Annotated in this window: 18 protein-coding genes; 8 read left to right on the top strand and 10 right to left on the bottom strand. The window is 66.4% G+C overall.

Features of this window, described 5'->3' with window-relative positions:
* The first annotated feature begins 82 nt into the window (after positions 1 to 82).
* Positions 83 to 1,060 (top strand): quinone oxidoreductase family protein, encoded by a 978-nt coding sequence (locus AC07S4_RS23130; RefSeq protein ID WP_494988859.1) that lies wholly within the window; start codon positions 83 to 85, stop codon positions 1,058 to 1,060.
* On the opposite strand, the gene AC07S4_RS23125 is transcribed toward AC07S4_RS23130, so the two are convergent.
* Entirely contained in the window at positions 1,057 to 1,572 is a 516-nt protein-coding gene (locus tag AC07S4_RS23125) for a YgjV family protein (protein ID WP_494988858.1), read from the bottom strand. The two genes, AC07S4_RS23130 and AC07S4_RS23125, sit on opposite strands and share 4 nt — an antisense overlap.
* Entirely contained in the window at positions 1,569 to 3,383 is a 1,815-nt protein-coding gene (locus AC07S4_RS23120; RefSeq protein ID WP_494988857.1) for a DUF885 domain-containing protein, read from the bottom strand. Before AC07S4_RS23120 ends, AC07S4_RS23125 begins: the two co-directional genes overlap by 4 nt.
* Positions 3,384 to 3,492: 109 nt before the next feature.
* Between AC07S4_RS23120 and AC07S4_RS23115 the strand changes: the two genes are divergently transcribed.
* Positions 3,493 to 5,292 (top strand): tetratricopeptide repeat protein, encoded by a 1,800-nt coding sequence (locus tag AC07S4_RS23115; protein WP_494988856.1) that lies wholly within the window; start codon positions 3,493 to 3,495, stop codon positions 5,290 to 5,292.
* Between the two features lie 75 nt (positions 5,293 to 5,367).
* Here the strand turns inward: AC07S4_RS23115 and AC07S4_RS23110 are convergent, their stop codons facing one another.
* Positions 5,368 to 6,828, bottom strand: a complete 1,461-nt coding sequence (locus AC07S4_RS23110; RefSeq protein WP_494988855.1) for an SEL1-like repeat protein — start codon at positions 6,826 to 6,828, stop codon at positions 5,368 to 5,370.
* 130 nt (positions 6,829 to 6,958) lie between these two features.
* Here AC07S4_RS23110 and AC07S4_RS23105 point away from each other — a divergent pair, with 130 nt between their 5' ends.
* From AC07S4_RS23105 to AC07S4_RS23080, 6 genes are all read left to right on the top strand, one after another.
* Positions 6,959 to 8,320 (top strand): sensor domain-containing protein, encoded by a 1,362-nt coding sequence (locus AC07S4_RS23105; protein ID WP_494988854.1) that lies wholly within the window; start codon positions 6,959 to 6,961, stop codon positions 8,318 to 8,320.
* A 77-nt stretch (positions 8,321 to 8,397) separates the two neighbouring features.
* Positions 8,398 to 10,002, top strand: coding sequence for a glycoside hydrolase family 43 protein (locus tag AC07S4_RS23100; protein ID WP_494988853.1), 1,605 nt, complete (start codon positions 8,398 to 8,400; stop codon positions 10,000 to 10,002).
* 12 nt (positions 10,003 to 10,014) lie between these two features.
* Positions 10,015 to 11,859 (top strand): glycoside hydrolase family 28 protein, encoded by a 1,845-nt coding sequence (locus AC07S4_RS23095; protein WP_494988852.1) that lies wholly within the window; start codon positions 10,015 to 10,017, stop codon positions 11,857 to 11,859.
* 127 nt (positions 11,860 to 11,986) lie between these two features.
* A complete protein-coding gene (locus AC07S4_RS23090) occupies positions 11,987 to 13,624 on the top strand; it encodes a M28 family metallopeptidase (protein ID WP_494988851.1) in 1,638 nt (545 codons plus the stop codon).
* Between the two features lie 265 nt (positions 13,625 to 13,889).
* Positions 13,890 to 14,468: a TetR/AcrR family transcriptional regulator gene (locus AC07S4_RS23085; RefSeq protein ID WP_494988850.1), complete on the top strand. Its 579-nt coding sequence runs from the start codon at positions 13,890 to 13,892 to the stop codon at positions 14,466 to 14,468.
* Between the two features lie 86 nt (positions 14,469 to 14,554).
* Complete coding sequence (locus AC07S4_RS23080) at positions 14,555 to 15,268, top strand: SDR family oxidoreductase (protein WP_494988849.1); 714 nt, start codon at positions 14,555 to 14,557, stop codon at positions 15,266 to 15,268.
* 38 nt (positions 15,269 to 15,306) lie between these two features.
* Here AC07S4_RS23080 and AC07S4_RS23075 read toward each other — a convergent pair whose 3' ends face one another.
* The 7 genes from AC07S4_RS23075 to AC07S4_RS23045 form a co-directional block, all read right to left on the bottom strand.
* Entirely contained in the window at positions 15,307 to 15,792 is a 486-nt protein-coding gene (locus AC07S4_RS23075; protein ID WP_494988848.1) for an SRPBCC family protein, read from the bottom strand.
* Positions 15,789 to 16,121: an ArsR/SmtB family transcription factor gene (locus AC07S4_RS23070; RefSeq protein WP_494988847.1), complete on the bottom strand. Its 333-nt coding sequence runs from the start codon at positions 16,119 to 16,121 to the stop codon at positions 15,789 to 15,791. Before AC07S4_RS23070 ends, AC07S4_RS23075 begins: the two co-directional genes overlap by 4 nt.
* 135 nt (positions 16,122 to 16,256) lie before the next feature.
* The gene (locus AC07S4_RS23065) at positions 16,257 to 18,776 is read right to left on the bottom strand and encodes a TonB-dependent receptor plug domain-containing protein (protein WP_494988846.1); all 2,520 of its coding nucleotides are present in this window, start codon (positions 18,774 to 18,776) and stop codon (positions 16,257 to 16,259) included.
* A gap of 298 nt (positions 18,777 to 19,074) precedes the next feature.
* Positions 19,075 to 19,305 carry a hypothetical protein gene (locus AC07S4_RS23060; RefSeq protein ID WP_494988845.1) on the bottom strand — a complete coding sequence of 77 codons (231 nt, stop codon included), beginning with the start codon at positions 19,303 to 19,305 and terminating at the stop codon, positions 19,075 to 19,077.
* A 1-nt stretch (position 19,306) separates the two neighbouring features.
* Positions 19,307 to 20,938 (bottom strand): M28 family peptidase, encoded by a 1,632-nt coding sequence (locus AC07S4_RS23055; protein WP_494988844.1) that lies wholly within the window; start codon positions 20,936 to 20,938, stop codon positions 19,307 to 19,309.
* Positions 20,939 to 20,963: 25 nt separating this feature from the next.
* On the bottom strand, positions 20,964 to 21,665 hold the full coding sequence (locus AC07S4_RS23050) for a glutathione S-transferase N-terminal domain-containing protein (RefSeq protein WP_494988843.1): 702 nt from the start codon (positions 21,663 to 21,665) through the stop codon (positions 20,964 to 20,966).
* Positions 21,666 to 21,753: 88 nt separating this feature from the next.
* Positions 21,754 to 23,397: an isovaleryl-CoA dehydrogenase gene (locus AC07S4_RS23045; protein ID WP_494988842.1), complete on the bottom strand. Its 1,644-nt coding sequence runs from the start codon at positions 23,395 to 23,397 to the stop codon at positions 21,754 to 21,756.
* Positions 23,398 to 23,525: the final 128 nt, after the last annotated feature.

The following is a 23,525-nucleotide window of genomic DNA, read 5'->3' as shown; positions in this document are numbered from 1 at the left end:
AGGATGGACTTCTGGCGATTGTTCGTCCTGAAATCCGTTCCTATTATAGACACTACTATCAATCTGTGAAAAAGGACGCGAAATGAAGGCAGTGGTGATGAACGAAATCGGCGGCATCGATGCGATGGCGCACGTGGAGCGGCCGGAGCCCGTGGCAGGCGCGGGGGAAGTGCTGGTGCAAGTGGCCGTGGCGGGCGTGAACTTCATGGATATCGGCGTGCGCCAGGGCATGGCCTGGAACGAGATGCCGAATCCGAAAATCCTCGGCGTGGAAGGCGCGGGCCGCGTGCTTGCGCTGGGCGACGGCGTGCAAGGCTTCACCGTGGGCCAGCGCGTGGCCTGGGTCTACGCGCCCGGCAGCTACGCGGAAAAGATTGCGATCCCCGCAGCGTCGCTGGTGCCCATTCCGGACGGCATAAGCGACCAGACCGCTGCGGCGCTGATGATGCAGGGCCTGACCGCCAGCCATTTCGCCACCGACTTCTATCCCGTGCAGCCGGGCGACATCGCTTTCGTGCACGCGGCGGCCGGGGGACTGGGGCTGCTGCTGACGCAGATCATCAAGCTGCGCGGGGGGCGCGTAATCGGTCGCGTGTCGTCGCAGGCCAAGGTGGCGGCGGCCAAGGCGGCCGGTGCGGACCACGTGATCGTCGATACCGAGGGCAATTTCGCCGCGGAGGCGCGCAGGCTGTCCGGGGGCGAAGGCGTGCATGTGGTGTTCGACGGCTCCGGCCCGTCCACCTTCCAGGGCTCGCTGGACGTGCTGCGCCGCTCGGGCACGTTCTGCTGGTATGGCCCGGTGCTGGGCGGCCCCGGCCCGCTCAACATCATGAGCCTGCCCAAGAGCATCAAGCTGGGCTACGCGGTGTACCGGGACCACATCCATACGCCGGAGCTGCTGCGCGCGCGCACGGCGCAGCTGTTCGGCTGGGCCGCCGAGGGCAAGCTGGCCGTCCATATCGGCGGCGTGTATCCGCTGGCCGACGCGGCCCGGGCCCATGCGGACATGGCGAGCCGCGCCACCACCGGCAAGCTGCTGCTCCTGCCTGGCGCTGCCTAGGCGGCCTGCGCCGCCCTCTCCCGGCGCGCCATGCGCCAGATGGTGCCCAGGTTGACGGCGGCCACCACCACTTCCAGCGCGGTGCCGCCTATCGATCCGGCGATCACATTGTTGGCGATCCACAGGCAGGTCCCGCACAGCATCACCAGCCGCATGGGGATGCCCTGCAGCTGGAACAGCGCATACGTTCCCAGGCAGGACGCAGCCAGCGGCAGCCAGTCGCTGGGCTGCTTGGCGAGCGCCAGGCCCAGGGCCAGGTTGGCGGCGATCACCGCCGCCATCACCCACATGGAGCGCGTGCGCAGCGCCAGCAGGGAGCGCAGCATGGACATGGTGGAGCTGGCCACCGCCGTCGGATTGCCTAGCAGCGCAAAGTGCACCACGTAGGCCAGGCACTCGCCGGCCATGAACAGCTTGAAGCGGCGGTCGCTGGTTTGCAGGAAGGAGCCGACGCCGAGCACAAACGCCGCGTAGCCGACGCACTGCGCCGGCGAGAACCAGTCCGCCATCATCGCGCCGCAGCCTTGGTGTCCGCAATCCACTGGTCCACGATCTTGGCCAGCACGTCCATCGGCACCGAGCCGGCACGCAGCACCACGTCGTGGAAGGCGGGCAGCGTGAAGCGTTCGCCGAGCGCGCTGCGGGCCTGCTCGCGCAGTTCCAGTATGCGCAGCATGCCGAGCAGGTAGGCGCAGGCCTGGCCGGGGTTGGCCACGTAGCGGTCCACTTCGGAGGCGGGCATGCCGTAGTCTATGGCTTGCTGGCGCGTCCAGCCCTTGGTGTGCAGGCCGGTGTCCACCACCAGGCGGCGCGCGCGGAACAGCTGCTCGGCCAGGCCGCCCAGCATGCCCACCGTGTCGCCTTCATACCAGCCCTGCTCCATCGCCAGCTGCTCCACGTACAAGGCCCAGCCTTCGCTGTTGGCGCTGCCGCCGCTGAAGATGCGGCGCGCGCGGTACTTGGGCAGGTCCGCCATTTCCTGCTGCAGCGCGATCTGGAAATGGTGGCCCGGCACGCCTTCGTGGTAGGCCAGCGTGCGCATGACCACCATCTCATATTCCGGGCCGGGCAGCGGCATCCAGAACACGCCCGGACGGCTGCCATCCGGCGCCGGCGGGGTGTAATGCGCGGAGCTGGTGGTTTCGGTCAGCGCCGGTTCGCGCCGCACTTCGATGGGCGCGCGCGGCTTCAGGTTGAACAGGGCTGCGCTGCGCTGTTCTGCATCGCGCAGCAGCTCGGCGTAGCGCGCCAGCATGGCCGGGCGCGGGTCGGGCGTGGCGGCAGGCTGCAGCGATTTGTCCAGCTTCACCATGCGCTGCTGGATGCTGCCTTCGGCGTAGCCAAGCTGGCGCAGGTATTTGTCCATCTCCCCTTCGATGCGGGCCACTTCGCGCAGGCCTATGCTGTGCACCTGCTCCGCGTTCAGGCTGGTGCCCGCGTTGCGCGCCAGCAGGTAGTCGTATGCGGCGGCGCCATTCGGCAGGCGCGAGATGCCGGCCTCATTGCCGGTGCGCGGATGCAGCTCCGCCAGCATGGCCTGCACGCGGGCGTAGGCCGGGCGTATGCCTTTGTCCACGAGGCGGGTGGCGCGCGCAATGGCGGCGCTGCGGGCTTGCGGCGTGAGGTCCGCAATTTTCGCGCTGCGTTCGGCCAGCGAGGACACCAGCACATTGTCCCCGGCTGCGGGCTTGAGGAAGGCCGCCACCTGCTGCTGCGCCTTTTCCAGGATGAAGCGCGGCGGCAGCAGCGAGCGCGCGGCGGCGGAGCGCGCCATGGCGATGGCTTCGTCCAGCCGCGCCGGGGCCAGCTCCAGGCGCGCCAGGTAGCTGTCCACGTCGGCCGCGCGGCGCATGGGGTGCAGCTGCGTCATCAGGCGCGGCAGCGCAACTTGCGGACCGCCCAGCTGGGAGAAGATGAACAGGTGGTCCTGGAATGGGCGGCCGGCCAGTTCGTTGGACAGCGTCCAGCGCATGGTCTCCGCCGAGGCGCGCTGGGTGGCGCTGAGCGGGCCGGCCAGGAACACGTCCAGCCTGGCCAGGCCTTCGCGCGCCAGCGCGGCCTGGCGGTCGCGGGCGGCCTGGGTGACCGGCGCAAGGAGCCGGTCCAGCTGGTCTTGTTCGGCGCCGGAGAAATACTGGCTGGCCGTCGTGTACTCGGGGTTCAGGCGCATGTAGTCGTCGGCAAAGCCCTCGGACCATTTGTCGAATGCGGCCACGGGAGCGGTGGCTGGAACAGTGGCGGGGGCCGCTACGGCGGCCTGCGCCGGCGCGCCGGCCGTCATGATAGCAAGAGGGAGCAGTACAGTACCGAAGCGTAGGGACATGGTGGCCTTTCTATGGAGTGCGCCATTATATTCCGCCTGGCCGCGCTTGCCTTTCGATGCTGGTCTCCTAAACTCCAGGAGTTCAAAACAAAAACAGAAGGAGAGCGCCATGCCTTGCCCACGCATTTACGCCGCCGCCGCCATGCTGTCGCTCTGTCCGGTGACGCTGACGCAGGCGGAAAGCTCCGCCTCCGGTTTTGACGCCGGCTTTGATCCGCTATTCAGCACGCAAGCCATGTGCACGGCGGCCCAGGCCGGACGCCCGCCCATGCTGCTGGCCATGCTGGCCGCGCAGACCGAAACCGCGCCCTTCCGCCCGGCGCAGCAGGAGCGCAAGCCCGCCGCCGCAAGCGATCCGCCCTTGTACAGCAATCTGGGCAGCCTGCATCTGCCCGTGAGCACCGCCAACACCCGGGCCCAGGCCTATTTCGACCAGGGCCTGCGCCTGCTGTTCGGCTTCAACCACGCGGAGGCGGCGCGCGCCTTCCGCGCCGCCCAGCGCCACGATCCCGGCTGCGCCATGTGCTACTGGGGCGAGGCCCTGGTGCTCGGCCCCAACATCAACGCGCCCATGTTCCCGGAAGCGGTGCAGCCCGCCGCTGCGGCGGCGGCCAAGGCCGCCAGCCTGGCCGGACGCGCCACGCCGGCCGAGCAGGCGCTGATACGCGCCGTGGCGCAGCGCTACCAGTCCCCTGCACCGGACAGCCGCGCGCCGCTGGACGCGGCCTACGCCAACGCCATGGCCGAGGCGGCGCGCGCCTTCCCCAACCACGACACCATCCAGGTGCTGTTCGCCGAATCCTTGATGGACTTGTCGCCGTGGGACTACTGGGAAGCGGCCGGCACGCGCGGCAAGGGCCGCACGCCGGAGATGGTGGACGCGCTCGAGCGCGTGCTGGAGCGCAGCCCCACCCATCCCGGCGCGGTGCACTACTACATCCACGCCATGGAAGCGTCCAGCCATCCGGACAAGGCGCTGCCCTATGCGCGCAGCCTGGCGCGGCAGATTCCGGGCGCCGGCCACCTGGTCCACATGCCCTCGCATATCTACTACCGCGTGGGCCTGTACCGCGAGGCGCTGCAGTCCAACCTGGATGCGATGGCCATCGACGAGCAGTACTTCGGCAAGGCCGAGAGCGACGCCGTCTACAAGGGCGCCTACTATCCGCACAATATCCATTTCGCCATGGTGTCCGCGCTGATGGGCGGCGACGGCCCGACCGCGCTGGCCTCCGCCGCCAAGCTGGACAAGTCGGTCCCGGTGGAAGCGCTGCCCAGCTTCGCGGGCATGCAGGCGGTGAAGGCCGCGCCCTACTTCTCGCATGTGCAGTTCAGCAGCCCCGAGCAGCTGATCGCCCTGCCCGCGCCCGACCCGCAGTTTGTGCTGGTGCGCGCCATGTGGCATTACGCGCGCGCGGTGGGCTATGCGCGCAAGGGCATGCAGCCCAACAGCCAGGCCGAGATCGATGCGCTGGCGGCCATAGAGCGCGGCGGCGACTTCAAGCCGCTCGCCGACTGGGGCGTGCCGGGGCAGGAGATTGTGCGCACCGCGCGTGCAGTGGCTACCGGCCGCCTGGCCGAAGCGCGCGGCGACCTGCCCGCCGCCATCAAGGCCTACGAGGAAGGGGTGGCCTTGCAGGATGCGCTGCCCTACACCGAGCCGCCCTACTGGTACTACCCGGTGCGCCAGTCGCTGGGCGCGGCCCTGCTGCGGGCCGGCCGGCTGGATGATGCGGAGGCGGCGTTCCGCGCCTCGTTCGCGCGCACGCCGAGCAACGGCTGGGCGCTGCGCGGCCTGGTGGAGGTGTACCGCCTGCGCGGCGACAAGCCCGCGCTGGCGGCCGCGCAAAAACGCTTCGACGCCACCTGGCTGGGGCGGCGCGGCGGGCCGGAGCTGTCGCGCCTGTAGCGGCTCTGCGGCTATGGCGGGTTACGCTGCGCTCGGCGCGCCCCGCTAACCCGCCCTACGGGAGGCGTAGCACGCTCAGCGTTTTACCGTCGGCTTGAGCACCGCGTCGGCACGCAGCTTTTCCTGCGCGGTCAGGCGCGGTCCCACCGACGCCAGCGCCGCGTCGGCGTCGGCGTAGCCGGCCGCCTTGGCGAGGCTGAACCACACATAGGCCACCGCCATGTCCTTGCTGCCGCCCTGGCCTTCCATCGTCATCACGGCCAGGTTGAACATGGCGTCCGCCTGCCCCTGCTTGGCCGCTTCATTGAACAGCTTGCGCGCGGTCGAATAGTCCTGCGGCACCAGCTTGCCTTCGTAGAAGTAGGTCGCAAGCGCGCCTTCCGCCGCCGGGTGGCCTTTGACGGCGGCCTGCTTGTACAGCGCTATGGCGCGCTGCTGGTCCGGCGCCACGCCATAGCCCAGGTCATACATGCGGGCGGCGGCGTAGATCGATTCCACGTGGCCGGCCTTGGCGGCGGCACTGAAATACGCGCCCGCCATCTTGTAGTCCTTGGGCAGGCCTTCGTCGCCGTTGTAATACAGGCGGCCCAGCTCATACAGCGCCGGCAAATAGCCTTCCTCGCCCGCCTGCTGCAGGCTGGCGCGCGCCTTGGCCACGTCCCGGCCGCCGCCGTAGCCGGTCAGGAAGGCCATGCCCAGCAGGTTCGCGGCGGGCGTGAAGCCCACGTCGGCCGCCTTGGCGTACCAGCGGCGCACCTCGGCGCCATTTTTCGGCACGCCTATGCCCAGCAGGTTGATCTTCGCCAGCAGCATGATGGCTTCCACCCGTTCGTTGATCTGCTCCGGCTGGGCGGGATCGAATTTCATACGGTCAAACACCGGGTGGTAGGGCTTGTCCACCACCTGCTCCAGCCAGTAGATCGCCAGCTTGGTGTCGCGCGGCGTGCCCATGCCGTACAGGTGCATTTTGCCCAGCATCAGCGCGGCTTCACCGTAGCCTATCTTGTCCCAGGCCAGCTTGAACTGCTGCTGCGCGGTGGCGTAGTCCTGCTGGTCGATCGCAACAAAGGCGTTGGCCAGCGATTTGTCCTTACGCATGATGCGGTTGCGGGCCACGGCAATCCGCGAATCCGAGGGGCCGCATTGCGAGGCATCGGTGGACGCGGGCATCGCGAAATCGGACGACTCCGCACGCCGGTCGTTTATGGTGGACACGTCGCCGTCCGGGCTGTTTTCGCTCAGCCGCTGTGCGCCGTCCGCCTGGCCTCCGTGGTTGAAGTCGCTCATATAGCGCAGCATGGCCTCGTCGTCGCCGGCGCTGTAGCCGCTCATGAAGGCGCAGGATGACGCATGGTTGGGCGACAGGGTTTTGCTCCTCGCGGCAATAATCTCGCGCGGGTCACTCGTTGCGCTGCGCTTGCCCGACACCGTGACCGATGAGGAAGACGCGGCAGCGTCCTGCTGCGCATGCGCCGTGACGGCGGGCAGCGCCAGCAGCAGCGCCAGGGTGAGGGTCGGTGTGCGGAAAGGCATCATAAGGGGCTTTCTCGGGGTTTTAGATTGGAATAACGGCCTACGATGCTAGCGCGTTATGCTAGCCTTGAGTAATCAATCCAATGAGCAATACATTGCGCAATCTATAACAAATGAGACTAGAATAGTGACTATGAATCCGCTAGTCAGTGCCCCGGTTGCCAGCTTCACCGATCTCCTGCTTGACGCCGTCTGCATGGTGGACGTCAACGGGCGTTTTGTGTTCGTGAGCGCGGCTTGCGAACGCATTTTCGGCTACCGCCAGGACGAGATGGTGGGCATGGCCATGATAGACCTGGTGGCCCCGGCCGACCGCGAGCGCACGCTGGCGGCGGCGCGCAGCATCATGGACGGCCAGCCCAACAGCCGCTTCGAAAACCGCTATGTGCGCAAGGACGGCGCCATCGTCCACATCATGTGGTCGGCGCGCTGGTCCGAAGCCGACCAGCTGCGCATCGCGGTGGCGCGCGACATCACCGCCAGCAAGCGCGCCGAGGCCATGCAGGCCGCGCTGTACGCCATCTCCGAAGCGGCGCACGCCACCGAAGACCTGCCGGCGCTGTACCAGCGCATGCATCAAATCGTCGGCGGCCTGCTGCCGGTGCAGTCCTTCGCCGTGGTCCTGCGCGACGCGCCGGACGACACGCTGTATTTCGCCTACCACGCCAATGCCAGCGGTCCCGAGTCGGACGCGCGGCTGGCCGTGCTGCTGTGCGAGGAAGCGCTGCGGCGCAATATGCCGCTGCGCGTGGCGCCGGACACCATGGCCACGCTGCCGCCTGCGCTGCTGGTGGCCGCGGCCCCGGAACAGGCTTGCTGGATGAGCGTGCCGCTGTGCACCCCGCAAGCCACCATAGGCGCCCTGGTGCTGCGCGACGGCGCCGTGGCCGGGGGCGGCCCTGCCTGCCAGGGCTATACGGACCAGGACCAGGAACTGCTGCTGTTCGTGTCCACCCAGATCGCCACCGCCATCCAGCGCAAGCAGCTCGAATCGCGCCTGCACTTCATGGCCCAGCACGACGATCTGACGCGCCTGCCGAACCGCAGCCTGTTCCATGACCGGCTGGCCACCGCCATCGCGCGCGCCCAGCGCCAGCAAGGCCGCGTGGCGCTGCTGTTCATCGACCTGAACAAATTCAAGCTGGTCAACGACCAGTACGGCCACTCCGCCGGCGACAGGCTGCTGCAGGCGGTGGCGCGCAGCATCAGCGCCTGCGTGCGCGAGGCCGACACTGTGGCGCGCATCGGCGGCGACGAATTCGTGGTGGTGCTGGAGCAAGTGGCGCGGCCCGAGTTCGCCGCGCTGGTCAAGGAGAAGATCCACCTGGCGCTGGCCGCCCCGGTGGACGTGGGCGACGGCCGCACGCTGCACACCTCGGCCAGCATAGGCATCGCCCATTATCCCGACCACGGCTTCGACATGGCGCAGCTGCTGCGCTATGCCGACCAGGCCATGTACGCCACCAAGCACCAGGCGCCCGACGCGGCGGCGTAGTCAACGTTACAAAAAAGTGTTTGCTTTTAATTGGTCAGGCCAATAAATTATCGGCCAGACCAGTTAAAAGCCTCACCATGAAACCACTCCCGACTTGCACACTACTCTGCGCGCTGCTCGCCGCGCTGAACCTGGCGCACGCCGCCGAACCCTGGGTTGCCGATCTGGGCAACGGCAACTACCGGAATCCGGTGCTCCATGCCGACTACTCGGACCCGGACGCGGTGCGCGTCGGCGACACCTACTACATGACCTCGTCCAGCTTCAACAGCGCGCCCGGCCTGCCGCTGCTGCAATCGAAAGACCTGGTGAACTGGGAACTGGTGGGACACGCACTGCCCAAACAAGTACCCGCCGCGCATTTCGCCGTGCCGCGCCACGGCGCCGGCGTATGGGCGCCCTGCCTGCGCTACTACGACGGCAAATTCTGGATTTTCTACCCGGACCCGGACTTCGGCATCTACGTCATCACCGCCACCAGCTTCAGCGGCCCGTGGAGCGAGCCCCACCTGCTGATGCCCGGACGCGGCCTGATCGACCCCACGCCGCTGTGGGACGAGGACGGCAAGGCCTGGCTGCTGCACGGCTGGGCCAAGAGCCGCGCCGGCTTCAACAACGTGCTCACGCTGCATCCCATGTCGCCGGACGGCAGGCGCGTGCTGGACCCGCAGGGCAAGGTCGTCATCGACGGCAACAAGCTGCCCGGCTACCGCACGCTGGAAGGCCCCAAGTTCTACAAGCAGGACGGCTGGTACTACGTGTTCGCGCCGGCCGGCGGCGTGGAGGAAGGCTGGCAGGCGGTGTTCCGTTCGCGCAGCGTAGAAGGGCCGTATGAGGACCGCGTGGTGATGGACCAGGGCAGCTCCGCCGTCAACGGCCCGCACCAGGGCGCGTGGGTGCGCGCGCAGGACGGCAAGGACTGGTTCCTGCACTTCCAGGACCGCAAAGCCTACGGCCGCGTGGTGCATCTGCAGCCCATGGCGTGGAGCGATGGCTGGCCGCTGATAGGCCAGCCCGGCGCCAAGCCCGGCGTGGGCAATCCGGTGGCCAGCTACCGCAAGCCGGTGGCGGGACATCCCGTCAAGGTACCCGCCACCAGCGATGAATTCAGCGGCACGGCGCTCGGCTTGCAGTGGCAATGGAACGCCAATCCGCAGGAGGGCTGGTACTCGCTGGCCGCGCGCCCCGGCTATCTGCGCCTGCCGGTGCTGGCCGCGCCGCAGGCGGACGGCTATGTGCGCGCCGCGCCCAACATCCTGGCGCAAAAGCTGCCCGCTGCGGCCTTCACCGTGGACACCCGCGTGGAGCTGAACGGCGCAGCCGAGGGCGGCCAGGCCGGCCTTATCCTGAACGGCATGAGCTATGCGTGGCTGGGCCTGCGCAAGCTGGGCGCGGACACGCAGCTGGTCTACACCACCTGCACGCCGTTCGCGCCGCGCTGCAAGGAACAGAGCACGGTGCTGCTGGCGCAGGCGCCGTCCGCGCTGTCGCTGCGCATGGTGATGGCGGAAGGCGCGCAGGCGCAATTCCTCTACAGCGTGGACGGCAAGGACTACCTCGCGGCCGGCGCGCCGTTCGCCGCCACCAAGGGCCATTGGGTGGGCGCGCAAGTGGGCCTGTTCAGCGCGGGCCCCGCTAGCGCAGGCTATCTCGACGTCGACTATTTCCGCCTCACCCGCTAAGGATCAAGCAATATGAAACAAGCAGAACACCACGCCATCGACCAGCGCCGCCGCGCTTTGCTGAAGGGCGCATCGGCCGCCGCGCTGGCCGCCGGCGCGCCAGCCATGGCGGCGCCCGCAAGCGCGGAAAAAACAGCCGCAGCCGATCCCTGGGCGCGCGCCGAGCGCATCGCCGCCAAATTCGCCAAGCCGCTGTCCTTCCCGGCGCGCGACTTCGTCATCACCGCGCACGGCGCACGGCCTTGCGCGATGGCCGAGGCAACGCCGCTGGCGGGCGCGCACGGCACGCCTGCCGCCACCCAGCTGGTGCCCGCGCCCGGCGCGCCGGACAGCCATCCCGCCATCCGCGCGGCGATCGCCGCCGCCAGCCAGGCCGGCGGCGGCCGCGTGCTGATCCCCGCCGGCGACTGGTACTGCAAAGGCCCCATCGTGCTGCGCTCCAACGTCAACGTGCACCTGGCGGCGGGCGCGCGCGTGCACTTCAGCGCCAACCCGGCCGACTACGCGCGCCACGGCGAATTCGACTGCGGCCCGAACGGCAAGCTGGTGCTGTCGCGCTGGCAGGGCAACGACTGCCTGAACTACTCGCCCATGGTGTACGCACGCAACCAGAACAATATCGCCATCACCGGCGAGGACTGGACCAGCATCCTGAACGGCCAGGGCAACGTGCCCTTCGAGGACGGCAGCGGCGGCGCGGACGGCTGGTGGAGCTGGGCCTGGCGCAACCGTCCGGCGGGCGCCACGGCGCGCCAGGGCGTGGTCAACGAAGCCAATCCGGCCTCGCTGTCCGCGCTCGCGCCGCAGCTCTCGCCGGCGGAACTCACGCTCATCAAAGGCAGTCACACCGACTGGCGCAGCGACGAGAAATACCTGCCCGCGCTGTCCGAGGCGCGCGTGCCCGCCGAGCAGCGCGTATTCGGCGTGGGCCACTACCTGCGGCCCTGCATGATCGAATTCGTCGGCTGCACGGACGTGCTGATGCAGGGCTACCAGGTGGTGAACACGCCGTTCTGGCAGCACCACCCGGTGAACTGCCGCAATGTGCACATCAAGAAGGTGCGCATGGAAAGCATGGGGCCGAACTCGGACGGCTTCGACCCTGAATCCTGCGACACGATACTGGTGGACGGCTGCCTGTTCAACACCGGCGACGACTGCATCGCCATCAAGGCGGGCAAGAACACCGACGTGCAGTACGGCCCCACGCGCGACATGGTGATCCAGAACAGCATCATGAACACCGGCCACGGCGCCATCACGCTGGGCAGCGAAATGGCGGCCGGCATTGAGCACGTGTACGCGCAGAACCTGGACGTGCGCAATATGCACTGGGCCACCGATCCGCTCGGCACCGCCATCCGCATGAAGACGAATATGAACCGGGGCGGCTTCCTGCGCCACTTCTACGTGCGCCAGGTGACGCTGGCCAACGGCGTGCGCACCAAGCCGGGCTTCTACACGCCGATACCGGGCGGCGTGATCGCGCCCAAGACGGTGGCCACCAGCGGCGGCGCCATCATCACCATAGACTGCGACTACACGCCCGCCTTCGACAGCGTGCGCACGCGGCCGCCGGAGGTGTCGGACGTCCATATTTCGGACGTGCGGGTGGCGAATGTGCAGACCGGGGACGGTTCGTATTCCTGCTACCAGGCCTTCGTGCTGCTTGGCCCCGTGGCGCACAGCTACAACGGCCCGGCGGGCGTGCCGCTGCTGCCGCTGTCGAATGTGACCATCAGCCGCTGCGACTTCGGCACGCCGCGCGCGGCCGAGCCCTGGTTCGTGCACAACGCGCGCAATGTCACGCTCAGCGAAGTGACCATTGCGGGCAAGCGCTACGATACGCGGCTGTGAGGCGTTGGCGGGTTAGCGCGTAGCGCGTAACCCGCCGGCTCCGCCGTTGACCTGCTCCATGTTTAGGCCGATACTTGCAGCGTTTTTGCCTATCCATTACCCAAGGAGGTTCACAGTGAAACACGCCATGCTAGCCACCCTGCTGCTATCCGCAGCTGCGGCGCAGGCCACCGATACGCCCAAGTTCGATCCACAGCACCTGTCGCAGGACGTTAAAGTATTGTCGTCCGACGAATTCGAAGGCCGTGGCCCGAATACCGCAGGCGAAGTCAAAACCGTGGACTACCTGATCGAGCAGTTCAAGGCCGCCGGCATGAAACCGGGCGGCGACCTCATCAAAGGCCAGCGCAGCTGGACCCAGGAAGTACCGCTGGGCCGCTTTGAAATCCAGGGCCCGGTGACGCTGTCGCTGAACGACGCCAAGGGCAGCCAGCCCTTCCTGCAAGGCGAGCAGATGGCCGTGCGCGCCGCCATGAACGGCGCCAAGCGCGTGGACTTCGACAAGGCGCCGCTGGTCTTCGTCGGCTACGGCGTCACCGCGCCGGAACGCAAATGGGACGACTTCAAGGGCCTGGACCTGAAGGGCAAGCTGGCGGTGGTGCTGATCAACGACCCGGACTTCGAAACCGGCGAAGGCGATTTCGGCGGCAAGGCCATGACCTACTACGGCCGCTGGACCTACAAGTTCGAGGAAATGGCGCGCCGCGGCGCGCTCGGCACCATCATCGTGCACGAAACCGCGCCGGCCTCCTACGGCTGGGCGACGGTGAAGAACTCCAACACCAACACCATGTACGACATCGTGCGCAAGCAGCCGGCCAAGGCGCACGCGCCGATGGAAGCCTGGATACAGCGCGACGTCATCGTGGACCTGTTCAAGCGCGCCGGCCTGGATTTCGAGGCGGCCAAGAAGCAGGCGCAAACGCGCGCCTTCAAACCGCTGCCGCTGGCCGGCCTGAGCCTGTCCGCGCACTACGCGGTGGACACCCAGGTGATCAAGTCGAAAAACGTGGCGGCCCTGCTGCCGGGCAGCGAGCGCCCGCAGCAGACCGTGATCTACAGCGGCCACTGGGACCACCTGGGCGTGGGCCTGCCGGACGCGAAGGGCGACAAGATCTACAACGGCGCGGTGGACAACGCCACCGGCATCGCCGCCCTGCTGGAACTGGCGCGCGTGTACGGCAAGCTGCCAGCGCCCAAGCGCAGCGTGGTGTTCCTGGCCGTGACGGCCGAGGAAAAAGGCCTGCTGGGTTCGGAATACTACGGCGCCTACCCGCTGTACCCGCTGGAGCTGACCGCAGGCGTGATCAATATGGACGCCCTGAGCCCGCAAGGCCCGGCGCGCAACTTCACCATCTCCGGCAGCGCCAAGCTGGAACTGATCGACCAGACCATCGAAAAAGCCAAGCGCTGGAACATGGCGTACACGCCCGATCCCAAGCCTGAAGCGGGCCACTTCTTCCGCTCCGACCACTTCTCCATGGCCAAGCGCGGCGTGCCGGCGTTCTCCATCGGCTCCGGCCAGGACTGGGTAGACGGCGGCCTGGCGGCAGGCAAGGCGGCAGAGGAAGCGTACAACACCAACAACTACCACCAGCCTTCGGACGAGTGGAGCGCGCAGTGGCCATTCACCGGCATGGCGCGCGACCTGGAACTGCTGTACACCGTGGGCCGCGACCTGGCGGACTCCAAGGACTGGCCGAACTGGGGCGCGGACTCCGAGTTCCGCCCTATCCGCGACCGCAGCGCAAGCAAGCGCAAATAAGCGCAAGCGCGATGGCAAAAGCCCGCGAGCGCATTGCACTCGCGGGCTTTTTTTCGGTTTGTTGGTGCCGGTATATTTCCCGACCGCCGGCGCCGGTAGTAGCGTCTCTGTGTACGCTATGCCTGATCGTCTCCTCCAAACTCCAATCAGAAGTTCAGTCTAGCAATTCCGGCCCACGCGGCTTTGATATGCGTCAAACAGGCCACCTTCCCCTGTTTCAAAAATAATGCTTGATTTTTTTAAGCCGACCGGTCATATTATAGCCATGCCCAAGCCCAACGTTAAAGAGCAAATCGTCGCCACCAGCCTGAACCTGCTGCACAGCAAGGGGTTCAACGCGACCAGCGTCCAGGATATTACGGACGCGGCCGGTGTACCGAAAGGCTCGTTCTACAACCACTTCACCAGCAAGGATGCGCTGGGAATGGAAGTGCTGCGCCGTTATTCGGAGCAGGCGGCCGAGCTGGGCGACGTGCTGCACAACACCGCCCTGCCACCGCTGGCAAGGCTGCAACAGTATTTCGAGGCCTTGATCGCATCCAACGCCAAGCATGAGTTCAACTGCGGCTGCCTGCTGGGCAATTTCAGCACCGAACTGTCGAACCAGATCCCGGCGGCGCGGCATGCCCTGCACAAGGAATTTGCGGACTGGACCGGCATGATGGCCAGCGTGATCGCCGAAGGCCAGCGCGCAGGCAACATCAGCACCGGACAGCCGGCGCTGGAAATGGCCAATTTTATTGTGGACGCCTGGCAAGGAGCAGTGCTGCGCTCCAAGGCGGAACAAAGCCAGGCCCCGCTGGACAGGTTTTTGCACACCGTACTGACCCGTATTTTGCGTTGACGGCGTACTCCCAACCGGGGCGCCGTTTTTTTTGAATCACTTTTAAGACGACCGGTCATATTGACCACTAAACCAAGGAAATCATCATGAACTTCAAAGACTCCGTAGTACTCGTGACCGGCGCCAACCGCGGCCTCGGCCTGGCCCTGGCCAAAGCGGCGCTGGCCGCCGGCGCGCGCAAAGTGTATGCCGCCGCCCGCAACCCCGCCTCCGTCACCCTGCCGGGCGTGACGCCGATCAAACTGGACGTGACCAGCGCGGCCGATATCGCAGCGGCGGTGCAGGCGATTCCCGACCTGACCATTCTCATCAACAACGCCGGCATCTTCACCGGCGCGGACATCACCACGCCTGGCGCGGCCGACGCGGTGCGCAAGGAACTGGAAACCAATTTCTTCGGCCCCATGGCGCTAAGCGTGGCCTTTGCGCCCGCGCTGAAAGCCAACGGCGGCGGCGCCATCGTCAATGTGCTGTCGGCGCTGAGCTGGCTCAGCTTCGCCAGCTCGGGCACCTACAGCGTGTCCAAGTCCGCCGCCTGGGCGCTGACCAACGGCCTGCGCGGCGAACTGCGCGAGCAGAACACCCAGGTGCTGGCGGCCCACATGGGCTATATGGACACCGACATGACGCATGGCCTGGACGCGCCCAAATCGGCCCCGGCGGACATTGCCCACGCCATCGTCACCGCGCTGGAAGCGGGCGAGGACGAGGTGCTGACCGACGACATTTCCAAGCAGGTCAAGCAGGGCCTGGGCGCGCCGCGCGGCGCCTACCTGGGCGAGCCGCGCGCGGCTGCCTGAGCGGGCTGCGCCGCCTGAGCTGCCTGAGCCAGCTGCGCTCAGGCGCGCAGGTAGGCTTCCAGCTGGTCCAGCGTGCCGCCGTAGCCCTGCTGCATCGAAGGGCGCAGTTCGTCGAAGAACTGGTATTCGGCGGCCGTTTCGCCGAAGGGGATGGCGCTCAGCGACACCGTGGTGACGCCGTCCCGCTCGCTGAACGTCACGGTGTTTTCAATCTCCAGCGGGCACGCTTCGCTGAACGGTGCGCGCGCGATGCCGCAGTGCTCGTTGGCGAAGGAGTTCAGCCACACGATGCGTTCCTGCGGCGCGATCTCGCGGTAGTTGAAGCGGCCCCACATGGCGGGCATGCCGTCGAACAGCATGGCGTAGTGGAAGAAGCCGCCCGGCCGGAATTCCAGCCGCTTCACTTCCAGCTTGCAGCCCTGCGGCCCCCACCACTGCTGCAGGCGCTCGGCCTCGGTCCACGCCTGCCATACCTTGGCCAGCGGCTGCGGATACTGGCGTGTGATGGTGAATGCTTGCGTCATTTTTTATTCCCTTCCGTTGAGTTGAGGTAATCGCCAAGCCGGTCCAGGCGGTCTTCCCACATGCCCCGGTAAGTGTCCAGCCAGTCCGACACGTCTTTCAGCCGCGCCGCTTCCAGCTTGCAGGGCCGCGTCTGCGCCAGGCGGCTGCGCGACACCAGGCCGGCCTGTTCGAGTACTTTGATGTGCTTGGAAATGGCCGGCTGCGTCAGCGCGAACGGCTCGGCCAGCTCGTTGACGGTGGCCTCGCCCGACGCCAGCCGGGCCAGGATGGCGCGCCGCGTGGGATCGGCCAGGGCGGCGAAGGCGCGGTTGAGTGTGTCGGTGTGCATGGGGCGCTTTCTTATATAACCTTATTGGAATATAAGCCGTGGACAGCGCCGTGTCAAATGCAAAAGGCGAAAAAAGGGCGGGTTAGCGGCGCATGCCGCATAACCCGCCCCAAGCCACCCTAAGCTGCTGAAGGCTTAGAAGCGGTAGTTCAGCGAAGCCGCGAAGCTGCGGCCGAGCTGGCTGAACTGCGAACCGTCGTAGGTCACCATGGAATAGCGGCCGTTGAAGGTGATCAGATTGCTCTGCACTTCAGCCGGCGTCATGCCGTAGGCGTCGCGCGCGGTGCTGTCCAGGATTTTCTGGCCGGCGGCGTTCATGGCGCGGATGCGCCATTTCGGCGTCACGTTGAACATATTGTTCACGTTGAACGACAAGGTGGTGGACTTGTTCAGGTTGTAGTTCAGCGCGAAGTCGGTCACGGTCTTGGTCTTGAAGGCCGTTTCCAGGTTGGCGTCCAGGCCGGCCTGGTGGAAGTAGGTCGGGCCGAATACCGTGTTGTTCAGCGACAGGTTCACGTCCTTGTAGTCCCAGTCAGCACCGATGATGGTCTTGAACTTCGGACGCGAGGTGAACATCAGCGCTTCCTGCGTGGCGTCCAGCACCGACTGACCGGCGGAGGCGACAGGCGCAGGATTGTTGACCGCGCCGTCACGCTCGTTTTTCAGCGAGTAGTTGCCCGACAGGTTGAGGGTCAGCTTGCCGTCCGCGAACGGGATGTTTTTGCGCGACAGCACATAGTCGATGCCCGAGGTGACGCTGTCGATCGCGTTGACGAAGAAGCTGACCGAGACGATGCCGTTGGCCGTCAGCACCTGGTCCAGCTTCTTGGTCGGGTCGCCGGTCGGCACGATTTCCTTGCCCAGCACGATGCGGTCCTTGACGCGGATATGGTAGAAGTCGACCGTCATGCTGGTGTCGTTGTCGGGCTTGAGGCCCAGGCCCACCGTGATGTTGTTCGATTTCTCGGCCTTCAGCTTGGCCACGCCCAGGTCCGCCGCTTCCTTGGACACGTTGTTGACCAGGCCGGACACCTGGATGCCCTTGCCCGCCACGAAGGAGTACTGCTTCTTCTGGGTGAAGGTCTGCGCCAGCGACGGCGCGCGGAAGCCGGTCGAGGCCGAGCCGCGCAGCGTGATCTGTTCGTTCAGCTTGACGCGCGTGGAGCCCTTCCAGACGAAGGCGCTGCCGAAGTCGGTGTATTTCTCGAAGCGGCCGGTGCCGTCCACCAGCCAGGCGTCGCTGATGTCCCAGGTGGCGCCGCCGTACACGCCGTAGTTCGAACGCGACGACGGGAAGGAGTTGCGCGGGTCGTTGCCGGCGTAGGAGTCGGCGCCGCCGTTGATATAGGACGCCTCCTCGCCTGCCAGCACCTGGTATTTCTCATGGCGCAGCTCGGTACCGGCGTAGGCGCTGACGGTCGGCGCGATCTGCTTGGAGATGTCGCCGTTGAACACATAGTGCTCGAACTTCACGCCGCCCGCCGCGAAGCTGGTGGGCGACTGCACCTTGCTGGCGCCGGAGGCGAAGTCCGCCGCCATGCCGCGGTTGATCGAATTGCTGACGCCGTATTCCTGCTCGTTGCCGCCGTAGGTCAGGCTCACGTCGGCGTTCCAGCCGCCGAGCGGGAACTTCACGCCGCCGGTGGCGTTGTAGTCGTCCAGCTTGCCGATAAAGCTCGGCACATAGCCCAGGTAAGGCGTGCCGGAGGCGTGCAGCAGGCCGTAGTCGGTCGGACGCCAGTACGGCGTGCGGTAGTTGGCGAAGCTGTCGATTTTCTTGTGCACGTAGGCGGCGTTGCCGTACACCGACACGCCGTCGGCCAGGTCGTAGCGGCTGTTGACCAGAGCCTTGGCGGCCTCGGTGGCGGGCGCGCCGTTGATGTTGCCGGCGTCCGGCTTGATGGCCAGGAAGGCCTGCACATCCTTGATGGTGGCGCCGAAGTCGCTCGCGTCGCCGCGCGCATCGACCATGCCGGGACGGTTGGACAGCTTGGTCTTGGAAACGTCCAGCGTGAAGTTGACGAAGCCCTGGTCGCCCAGCGCGATGCCCTTGTTCAGGCTCACGCCGCCCATTTCGCCGTCGCTCTCGTGGGTGATGCCGCCGCGCGCGGTGATGGAGCCGCCCTCGGACGCGTCTTTCAGGATGATGTTGACCACGCCGGCGATGGCGTCCGAGCCGTACTGGGCGGACGCGCCGTCGCGCAGCACTTCGATGCGCTTGATGGCGTCGGTCGGAATGGCGGAAATGTCGGCGCCGCTTTCGCCGCGGCCGGGCGAGGTCTGGGTGTAGATCAGGGAACTGGAATTCTTGCGCTTGCCGTTGATCAGGATCAGCACGCGGCTGGGGCCCATATTGCGGATCTCATACGGATCGAGCAGCGAGGTGGCGTCGTTGACCGGGGTCTGCACGGTGTTGAACGACGGCACGCGGAACTGCAGCGATTTGTCCAGCGTGGACTGGCCGGTCTTGGTCAGCTCGCGGGCGCTCAGGATGTCGATCGGCACCGGGGTGTCGACCAGGGTGCGCTGTGCGCCCCGGCTGCCGGTCGATACGATGACCACTTTCTGAATATCGTCCGCCGTCTGCTCCGCAGCGACGGGCGCGGCGGCTGGCTGGACTTCTTCCGCCAAAATATACGGGCTGGCGGACAACATCAACACTGCAAATGGGAAACTTTTCTTCATGGATCTTCTCTCTTGTAACGGTGTTTTTTTGAGTACATCGTCGCTTGTGGCGGGCTTACCAAGATTGAATGTATATGTAACATTTCTACGCGTCCACGCTTTCCATTCGTGTGAACTGGAATACAACATTCCATGAAACACTTGTGATACTTGGTTGAAATTGTGTGTAACATGGGACATGGCCCGTCCGCGCGGCGGACGATACCACTTTATTTTTTTCGCTTGACGGCGAGAGGGAGTTGGGCCGCCGGACGGCGGCCCGGAAGGATCAGCGGCGCGGCTTGCGGGCCGGCGCCGGGGCTGCGGAAGCCGATGTGTACAGGGTTTTTGCGTCTTTATGCGCCTGGTCCAGATTGCGCAGGGCCTTGTCATCGTCATGCTTGACGAAGAACTCGGCGTCCTGGGCGGCTACTACCAATTTAATGGCGGCAGCGTCCGAAAGGTTATATTTCTCGACGATCAAGGTGGTCACTTCGTCGAGGTACTCTTCGTATGTCATATCATTTCCTAAATGTGTCGCCGAAGAAGTCACCCTTGTTCCAGGTGGGCTTTTCGGCCGCGTTGGCGATCTCCAGCGCGATGTTGTAATTGAGCTGCGCAAAGCGCGCAGCGGCGTCGAAATTGAAGGGCAGGTTCAGGTCGTCCGAGGGCTGGTGGTAGTTAGTGCTGAGGAAGTGCTCCCACTGCTTGGCGCCGTCCTCGCCCTTCTGGAACGAAGCCATGCCGGTGGCCAGGAAGATGGACGGAATGCCCTGGCGCACGAACATATAGTGGTCGGAACGGGTGAACAGGCCCTGCTCCGGCCACGGGTCCGGTATCAGCTCCAGGTTCATCGGCTTCAGCGCGCGCTGCAGGTTGCCCTTCAGGCTGGAATGCTCGGCGCCGAAAGCCATCACATTCTTGAAGTCGAAGGTCAGCAGCGGCATGTCGAGGTTGACGTTGGCCACGATGGCGCGGGCCGGCACCGTGGGGTTGCTGGCGAAATAGTCCGCGCCCAGCAGGCCCTTCTCCTCGCCGGTGACGGCCACGAACAGGATGGAGCGTTTCGGCTTGACCTGGCCCTGGCTGAACAGGCGCGCCGTTTCGATCAGCGTGGCCACGCCGGAGGCGTTGTCCATGGCGCCGTTGAAGATATTGTCGCCGCTCTTTTCCTTCACCTGGCCCAGGTGGTCCAGGTGGGCGCTGAACACCACGTATTCATGCTTCAGCTTGGGGTCGCTGCCCTCTATCATGCCTACCACATTGCTGCTGGCCAGGTCGCTGCGCGTGCTTTGCGACGCCATGCGCGCCGACAGGTCCAGTTCGCCGCGCGGCAGCGGCTTCTCTGCCGCCACCAGCTCATAGATACTGTCCAGCTTCATCCTGGACTGCGCAAACAGCTTGTGCGCGGCCTGCATGCTCAGCGTGTAGCGGTTTTGCAGCGTGGGCTGCTGGTGCGCCGCCACGCCTTTGCCGTCCACCCAGGCCATGGTGGGAATGTAGCGGTATTCCTTGGCCCGCGCGAAGGGGAAGGCCTTTTCCGAGGCCGGCGTGGGGATGGTGATCATGCCCACGGCGCCGTGGCGCGCGGCCAGTTCGCGCTTCTGCTCGCTGCTGCTGAAGTGCGCGCCCTCTTCGGTAGGGAAGCTGCGCGGCTTGCCGGCCAGGACCACGACGATCTTGCCCTTCACGTCCAGGCCCGCGTAGTCATGGTGCTGGAGGCGGTCCGCCTCGATGCCGTAGCCGGCAAACACCAGCGGCGCGGCGGCGGCCGACTGGTCCTCCAGCAGGCTGCCGCCGGTCATGTAGTCGTCCAGGTAGGCCAGCTTTTCCGTGCCGCCCTTGCCGCTCAGCTCCAGCAGCGGCGACTCCTGCACCAGGCGCGTGGCGCGCAGCGGCACCCGCTGCAGGAAGCCGCCCTTGTCGCCCTTGGGCGCCAGGCCGTATTGCAGGAACTGCGTGGTGACATAGTGGGCCGCGATGTCGTAGCCCCGGCTGCCCGTTTCGCGGCCTTCCAGCAGGTCGTCGGCCAGGAAACTGAGGTGGGCCTTGATCATGTTTTTGTCGGCGCGCACGCTGTTCGCGTCCTGCGCGTGCGCGGCCGCCGCCAGGGCCAGCAGGCCGGCCGCCAGTATCGAGCTAGGTTTCTGCACTATGTCGTCCTTGTAGTTGTGGTGATCAGTTCTGCGGGCGCTTCGGAATGTCCAGGCCGCGCTGCACTGCGGGCCGCGCCAGGCAGCGTTCCAGCCAGGCCGGCACGCGCGACAGGCTGGCATAGTCCACCAGCTCGCCCGCGCCGTAGAAGCCGACCAGGTTGCGCACCCAGCCTAACATGGCGATGTCGGCAATGGTATAGCTGTCGCCCATGATCCAGTCGCGCCCTTCCAGCCGCGTTTCCAGCACCGCCAGCAGGCGCTTGGATTCGTTCACGTAGCGCTGCAGCGGGCGCTTGTCCTCGTACTCGCGGCCGGCGAATTTGTGGAAGAAGCCCACCTGGCCGAACATCGGGCCGATGGCCGCCATCTGGAAAAACACCCACTGGATGGTTTCGTAGCGCGCGGCCGGATCGGCCGGCAGGAACTGGCCGGTTTTCTCGGCCAGGTAGAGCAGGATGGCGCCCGATTCGAACAGCGCCAGCGGCTTGCCGCCCGGGCCGTCGGGATCGACGATGGCGGGGATTTTGCCGTTGGGATTGAGCGACTTGAACTCGGGCGTGTTGCTCTCGTCCTTGCTGATGTCGACCAGGTGCGGCTCGTAGGCCAGGCCGGTCTCTTCCAGCATGATGGATACTTTCACGCCGTTGGGCGTGGGCAGCGAATACAGCTGGATGCGTTCGGGATGCTGGGCAGGCCAGCGTTGGGCGATGCTAAGGTCGGACATGGGGGATCTCCATCTTCAGTGAGAGACCGGAGTGTAGCGCGATGCCACCGGTTTTGCTGGCGGCGCCTCGGACAGGGAACGAAAGCGCCTACCCTTGCCAGGCCTGCGCCAGCACGGCGCCGCAGTCGGCGCGGCCGTCCAGGGCGCCGAACACGCGGCCCCATTCGCTGTCGTAGCGGCTGGCCAGGAAGGCGTCCGCGCAGGCGGATGCGGCCTGCCCGCGCATCAGCACCGCCTGCGCGGCCAGCATCAGCTTCTGCGTGTAGCGGCGGGCGCCGGCTTCCAGCTGCTCCGGCGGCTGGCGCAGCGCGTCGCGCAGGGCCGCGATCTCGCTGCGCAGGCGCACGTCGTCCCCGGCCCGGCGCTGCAGGTCGTCCAGCAGCAGCTGCATGCTGTCCGGATGGCGCGCAATGGCGCGCAGCACGTCCAGGCACATCACATTGCCGGAACCTTCCCAGATCGAATTGACGGGCGCCTCGCGGAACAGGCGCGCCATGGGGCCGTCCTCCACATAGCCGTTGCCGCCAAAGACTTCCATCGCCTCGCCCGCCAGTTCCACCGCGCGCTTGCAGATCCAGAACTTGGCGGCGGGCGTGACGATGCGTCTCCACGCCTGCGCGGTCTCGCCCGCCTCGCCGAAAGCCTGCGCCAGCTGCATGGACACGCGCAGCGCCGCCTCGCTTTCCAGCGCCATGTCCGCCAGCACGGCGCGCATCAGCGGCTGCTCGATCAGGCTGCGGCCGAAGGCCTTGCGCTGGCGCGCGTGGTTCAGCGCCTGCACCAGTCCCTGGCGCATGAAGGCGGCGCTGGAGATGCTGTTGTGCAGCCGCGTGTTGGTGGCCATCTCGATAATGGTGGGGATGCCGCGCCCCTCCTCGCCCACCATCAAGCCCCAGGCACCGTGGAATTCCACTTCGCTGCTGGAGTTGGAGCGGTTGCCCAGCTTGTCCTTCAGGCGCTGGATGTGGATGGGATTCTTGCCGCCGTCCGGCCGCCAGCGCGGCACATAGAAGCAGGACAGGCCGGCGTCGGTGCGGGCCAGCACCAGGTGCGCGTCGCACATGGGCGCCGAGAAGAACCACTTGTGGCCGACGATGCTGTACTCGCCGCCGCGTCCCTGCGCGCCGCCGGTGTGGGTGGCGCGCGTGGTGTTGCTGCGCACGTCGGTGCCGCCCTGCTTTTCCGTCATCCCCATGCCGACCATGATGGACTTCTTGGCGGCGGCCGGCAGGTCGCGCGCATCGTGCTCGTTCGAGAACAGCAGCGGCTGCAGTTGCGCGTACAGCGCCGGCTCCTGCTGCAGCACCGGAATGCAGGCGAAAGTCATGCTGGCCGGGCAGAAGGAGCCGGCCTCGATCTGGTTGTGCAGGTACTGGCTGGCGGCGTAGGCGCTCCAGGCGCCGGCGCGCTGCTCGGTGTAGGGCAGCGACACCAGGCCGTGGCGGCGCGTGATGGCCAGGAACTCGTGCCAGCTGGGATGAAACTCCACCACGTCGATGCGCTCGCCGCTGCGGCTGTGGGTATGCAGCTCGGGCGGGTGGCGGTTGGCCAGCTCGCCCATGCGTATCACCGCCTCGCTGCCCAGCAGCGCGCCCTGCCCGGCCAGCGCCTGCGCATGCCAGCCGGCGCCGCCGCGCCGCACCGCGTCCTGCAGCAGCAGGTCGCTCAGGTAGAGGTTGTAGTCCTTCAGTTCGGCGGACTGGTTGCTGATCTCGTGGGTTTCCCATTGCATGGCGGCCTCCGTTAGCTTGTTCAAGGCAGTATAGTTTCATCCGCCCGTTGCCGGAACGCGACTGTGGTGGCTTGCAACCAAAAATCGCTTTGCCCTTGCAACTTGTCAATTTATAATCGAAAGCTTGT

It is taken from the genome of Pseudoduganella sp. GW821-FHT05F09, assembly GCF_059419605.1.
Note: the sequence above shows the minus strand (reverse complement) of the source record. Positions and strands in the feature narration are given on the sequence as shown.